General features: G+C 42.0%; 7 protein-coding genes and 1 tRNA gene. 5 read left to right on the top strand and 3 right to left on the bottom strand.

Annotation, left to right across the window (positions count from 1 at the left end; genetic code table 11):
- The first annotated feature begins 496 nt into the window (after positions 1–496).
- Positions 497–1,723 carry an MFS transporter gene (locus OGM63_RS06400; protein ID WP_263744664.1) on the top strand — a complete coding sequence of 409 codons (1,227 nt, stop codon included), beginning with the start codon at positions 497–499 and terminating at the stop codon, positions 1,721–1,723.
- A gap of 81 nt (positions 1,724–1,804) precedes the next feature.
- Here the strand turns inward: OGM63_RS06400 and OGM63_RS06395 are convergent.
- Positions 1,805–1,878, bottom strand: a tRNA-Arg gene (locus OGM63_RS06395).
- A gap of 33 nt (positions 1,879–1,911) precedes the next feature.
- On the opposite strand from OGM63_RS06395, the gene moaC reads away from it, so the two are divergent.
- Positions 1,912–2,418 carry a cyclic pyranopterin monophosphate synthase MoaC gene (moaC, locus tag OGM63_RS06390; protein WP_263744663.1) on the top strand — a complete coding sequence of 169 codons (507 nt, stop codon included), beginning with the start codon at positions 1,912–1,914 and terminating at the stop codon, positions 2,416–2,418.
- A 155-nt stretch (positions 2,419–2,573) separates the two neighbouring features.
- On the opposite strand, the gene OGM63_RS06385 is transcribed toward moaC, so the two are convergent.
- Positions 2,574–3,287 (bottom strand): Uma2 family endonuclease, encoded by a 714-nt coding sequence (locus tag OGM63_RS06385; RefSeq protein ID WP_263744662.1) that lies wholly within the window; start codon positions 3,285–3,287, stop codon positions 2,574–2,576.
- Between the two features lie 105 nt (positions 3,288–3,392).
- On the opposite strand from OGM63_RS06385, the gene OGM63_RS06380 reads away from it, so the two are divergent.
- From OGM63_RS06380 to OGM63_RS06370, 3 genes are all read left to right on the top strand, one after another.
- Positions 3,393–3,650, top strand: coding sequence for a 2TM domain-containing protein (locus OGM63_RS06380; protein ID WP_263744661.1), 258 nt, complete (start codon positions 3,393–3,395; stop codon positions 3,648–3,650).
- 115 nt (positions 3,651–3,765) lie between these two features.
- Positions 3,766–4,074 (top strand): DUF3181 family protein, encoded by a 309-nt coding sequence (locus OGM63_RS06375; RefSeq protein WP_263744660.1) that lies wholly within the window; start codon positions 3,766–3,768, stop codon positions 4,072–4,074.
- Between the two features lie 262 nt (positions 4,075–4,336).
- Positions 4,337–4,600 carry an acetyltransferase gene (locus OGM63_RS06370; RefSeq protein WP_318528414.1) on the top strand — a complete coding sequence of 88 codons (264 nt, stop codon included), beginning with the start codon at positions 4,337–4,339 and terminating at the stop codon, positions 4,598–4,600.
- 141 nt (positions 4,601–4,741) lie between these two features.
- Here the strand turns inward: OGM63_RS06370 and OGM63_RS06365 are convergent, their stop codons facing one another.
- Positions 4,742–5,215: an ABA4-like family protein gene (locus tag OGM63_RS06365; RefSeq protein WP_263744665.1), complete on the bottom strand. Its 474-nt coding sequence runs from the start codon at positions 5,213–5,215 to the stop codon at positions 4,742–4,744.
- Positions 5,216–5,306: the final 91 nt, after the last annotated feature.

The raw sequence follows: 5,306 nt of genomic DNA, 5'->3' as shown, positions 1-5,306 counted from the left end.
CGGATAATTATGCCTTGGTTTTCGGCACTGGTTCAAGAATACCAGCAATTTATAACGCTGTCAACTTTCTCGCTTTGAGCAACCATGAATAACTTTAGCCAAGAATTTGACGATTTAATCTAGCTCCTTCCAGTTCGCATCGCGTATAAAGGTTCTAATATCAGCCATCATGTCAAGAGGGTGAGCTATCTAATAGGCACTATCCCAAAAAAAGAAGTAATCGTTGGTTGGGGGACTGGTCTAATAAATAACGTATATAGTAGATGTCTCCAGAGTCATACGTAGAGACTATTCTGTGCTACGTCTAATCAAGGGTTTCGGACAATGCATAAAGACCCCGCCGTTAACGGCGGGGTTTATAAAAGAGCGGTCGATGTCTAATCAGTTGTCTGGTTCATTTAATATGCTGTTTGGCGATCGCCACTTTATGTAAAACGTTAGAATTGACCAACAGCACCGAAAGCTTAAAAAAACTAAACATTAACTTGCATCTACCGTGAAACTATTTCGCACATTTGATGCCCAATTGCGGCGAAACCTGCTGATTTTATTTACAGCAGGTTTATTATTCTGGTCTAGTATGGGTTCGTTACTACCAACGCTACCGCTCTACATTGAGCATGTGGGCGCAACTAAGCAGCAAATTGGCATTGTCATGGGTAGTTTTGCCATCGGGTTGTTGCTATCTCGTCCTTGGTTGGGAAAGACGGCGGATCGGCGAGGTCGTAAGATTGTCTTGCTCATTGGTACACTGGTAGCAGCGATCGCACCTTTTGGTTTTTTGGTAGTAAAATCGATTCCTTTGTTGATGCTGCTGCGTGCTTTTCACGGCATTAGTATTGCTGCTTTTACCACCGGTTACTTAGCGCTGGTAGCAGATTTGTCTGATGAAACAAATCGCGGTGAAGTCATTGGTTACATGAGTCTGGTAACTCCGATTGGTTTGGCAATCGGACCTGCGATCGGCGGTTATTTACAAGCTGGGGCTGGTTACACAGCACTATTTATCAGTGCAGCAGCATTAGGTGGATTGGCGCTGTTATGTATCTTACCAGTCGTTAATCCACCAGTCAAAACTAGTGAACCGGGAGAAGATAATGATAATCAATTATGGCGAATATTGATTAGTCCCAGAGTCAGAATCCCGGCTGTAGTTATGTTGCTGATTGGCTTGGCTTTTGGTAATTTGCATACCTTTGCACCGTTGTATATCAAATCAACAGGAGTGGATTTGAATGCGGGATTGTTTTACACAGCAGGAGCGATCGCTAGTTTTAGTGTACGCTTATTCACGGGTCGAGCAAGCGATCGCCTAGGTCGTGGTTTATTTATTACCATCAGCTTAGTTGTTTACACTATAGCGATGTTACTCTTGTGGAAAGCAAATAGCGCCCAAACTTTTCTATTTGCAGCAATTATTGAAGGTGCTGGTGCTGGGACTCTCATGCCGATGATGTCTACAATGGTAGCCGATCGCGCCCTACCCCAAGAAAGAGGGCGGATATTTGCTGTATGTTTTACGGGATTAGACGTGGGGATAGCGATCGCAGGTCCAGTTCTCGGTTCGATTGCGGATCAAGTAGGCTACCGTGATATGTTTGGTTACGCTGCAATGCTTGTTTTCCTAGCACTGATAATTTTCATCACCATGTCTGGCAAAGACTTAGCCAATTCCTTTCGGTTTGCGATCGGTCGCACGACCGATGTCTACGCCTTAAAATAAGTTAGGAGTTAAGAGTGAGGAGTTATGAGTTGAAATTTTTCACTCTTAACTACTAACTTCTAACTCCTAACTTTTAATAAACGGGCGAGGAGGGATTCGAACCCCCGACACCGTGGTCCGTAGCCACGTGCTCTAGTCCACTGAGCTACACACCCTAACAGAAATTAATCATAGCACACCCCAACCAAATGACGCAAGACAAATTTTTAGATAATTCTGGCAACTTAACTCATATAGATCCTCAGGGACGCTCCCAGATGGTAGATGTATCTGACAAAGCAGCCACAATCCGTCAAGCCGTAGCCACAGCCAACGTGCGGATGTTGAGCGAAACCTTCAGAGCGATTGAAGCCGGAAATGCTCCCAAAGGAGATGTATTGGGAACTGCGAGGTTAGCGGGCATTATGGCAGCTAAACAGACATCTGCTTTGATTCCTTTGTGTCATCCTTTGCCACTGCAAAAAATTGAAGTGCAAATTGTACCCGATCCGCAACTACCCGGTTATCAAATTTATGCCACAGTCAAAACCAAAGCCGAAACAGGGGTAGAGATGGAGGCTTTAACCGCCGTTTCCGTTGCGGCTCTAACGTTGTACGATATGGCGAAAGCTTTAGAAAAGTCGATTCAAATTGAATCAATTCGGCTGGTAAGCAAGATGGGGGGCAAATCAGGAGATTATTTTCTGCAAAAATAATTGATTGAGGTGATTATATTATGACAGGTTTATTACATATGATGATTAGACGTAGCTAGCTTACGTCTCTACAAGGATTTCGGATTTTTTTCTTCATGTCAATTAAACGGAGATGTCTATTGTCAAACATAAAAAGGCGATCGCCTTCATAGGTTTTATGGTAGGTTTTCTGGATCAATACCAAGCGATCGCAAATACGCTGCCAATTTTTCAGCGCGTTGACGTTCTTGCTGTAACAATAACTCTGCTTGTTCAGCGCGTCTTTGTTCTTGTTCAGCGCGTCTTTGTTCTTGCTTTGATCGCTCTTCTTGTTCGATTGAGTTTAAAAATCTCTGTCCATCTGGACGGTAAATTACTAACTCTCCGTGACTTGTTTCAAAGCGAATTCCCAAGCGAGGACTAACCCAACCGTCCATTTGCCATAATTTGCTCAAGTTGCCATCTTGCCGCAACCATCCGTCTAGCTGAAAGCTTTCTGGGTCGTAAATGTAGTACTCATCAACACCATAAGTATTGTAAAACTCCAGCTTTCGGCTCATTTCATCGGCATCATTACTGCGAGAGAGAATTTCAAATACAACTTGGGGAGGAATATTCTCTTCATTCCACTGACGATAAGAACGGCGTTTGGCTTTTGGTCTGCCAAATACTACCATGACATCGGGTGCAGTTGGCGAAACTAACTGGGAACGAACGGGATACCACAGCAAATCACCGGCAATAAAAACATCATCAAAGCAAGCGTTGAGAATTTCTAAATTTTCTTTGATAATGACTATCCAACGATATTGCTCGGTGTTGTCTGCCATTGGTTTGCCGTCACCAGAAGGAAATAAAATATCTTCATCAAGTTGTGAAAAGATAGTCATAGCCGTCAACTGAGCTTTTCTATGCTTTGATTATATTTGTTGGATGGACAGCAATAACATTCTAAAATTAATCAGAAAGCAATTTTATTAAAATCTGTAACAATTATGCCTCCTCGTTGGCCTCGTCAACCCGATCGCAATGACCCAGATTACCGTAAATTAGATGACAGAATGAACTTTGCCATCCATGTGGCGATTTTTGCCTGTATCAATTCCGGATTGTGGTTTTTTCACAACTTCAAAGCAGCGACTTGGGAGTGGCTGCCTTGGGTGACACTAGGATGGGCAGTAGTATTATTAGCGCATCTAATTTATATTAGTGCGATCGCCGATTACTCACAGACTCCACCAAAGTCCACCTGAAGAGGGAATCAACAGCTAGGGCGATTGTATCTTGTGGCAGTAGAAATAAGCCGGATAATTAAGCAATAATGATAATTAGCTTGAGATTTCGCGATCCTTATCTGGGGTCATTTGTATGGCTAAAACTAATACCACAGAAATACTAGAAGCCCTAGCAGCTGAAATAGGCGAAAACATATATATAGATATTGCCAAATGGCATCTTTTTTTATCAAATGCCAAACTGCACACCGTTGTTGCAGAAAAGATGTATCCTTTACTTACCTCTAAGTCTGTGGATGAAGACCAAGTAATAAAAATCTTGGAATCTATCCCCGTAAAAATTGGCGGTGGCAAACGTGAACTTGCTTTAATTGATTTATTGCCGCTGCAATGCCAAGTTAATCTTGTAGATATCTTAGAAAAATATCAGACCGAATTTTAATTTTCCGTTACTTGTTGTCTGGTTGCCATCTGAAAACCCTTTCAAAATAGGGTATTTTTTTCATGTATTGATGACAACGCTACATTCAAAACCAGATAAGCACATATACGGTTCAAAAAATTAGTCGAATCAGCTTATTACAAGCATTCACTAATACAATTTTGGATTGTGAATTAGGTTTGTAGTTTGCGTTACTTGCACTACAAACCAGTCCCGAATAAAAGGGAGTTTAAACAATTCAAATAAGCGCAGATGCCTGCAAGTGGAATTTTCAACTTGCAATCAATTGTCAAGTCAATTTCAGGAGGCTAATTTAATGCTTTTACAAGTCAAAGATAGTGGAAGTTTGGTAGAAGTTCTCAAAATTGAGGAATTAATAGACCCGAACAATGATGTTATTCACGGACAAAAACAACAAGGTGAAGAAGAACAAGACCCTGAACCTATTAAAAAAGAAGACTTAGTTTTTCCCTCAGGTGAAAGTATACCACGTTGTTGGGTTGATGCCAACTATCAAAAAGCATAAGCTTCGTAAGCGATCAAAGCAATTTCGTGTGTTGGAATTGCTTTGATCGCCCTTTCTGTTACTGTAATATCATGTCCGCGCTCATTAATAGAGTGCAGTAGGGTGCGTTACGGCTTTAAGCCTAAGGCACCCTAAAAGAGCTTAAGTGCCACTTGATTGAGTGGCTTTTTCTGCGATCGCTGCTTCATCAGAGCCACCAGAAAATCTTTTAGCAATCCAATAAGTAAAAATGTGAGAAAGTAATCCTAAAGGACCAGCAAACAAAGACAGTGCTAAAGAATGAATTGTCCAAATACCTGTTTTCTGTCCTTCCCAATATATCCAGCGACCGACAAATAAATCCATCACCAGAAAATGAATCCAACCTGTTGCAGCGGCTTTTTCATCCGCAAAAAATCGGGCAATATCTGCTAACTGAGGATTTGATAACGCTTGAGCATTTTCTGGTGTAATGGTGCTAATAAATAAATACAAATACACTCCAGCTAACGCTACAAAGGGTAAATATGATTCCATTACCCGTTGCGTTATTTTCCAGTTTGGCAGGAGTATCATCAATGCCCAAAAAGGCAAAACGAAAATATTTGCACCGTCGAATAGTTGAGAAATTGTCATAGTGAGGGGGGATGGGGGGACGAGGGGGACAAGGGGGACAAGGGGGACAAGGGGGATGAGGAGACGAGGGGACAAGGGGGACGAGGAGGAC

The organism is Plectonema radiosum NIES-515, assembly GCF_025753815.1.
Taxonomy (GTDB): domain Bacteria; phylum Cyanobacteriota; class Cyanobacteriia; order Cyanobacteriales; family Nostocaceae; genus Hassallia; species Hassallia radiosum_A.
Note: the sequence above shows the minus strand (reverse complement) of the source record. Positions and strands in the feature narration are given on the sequence as shown.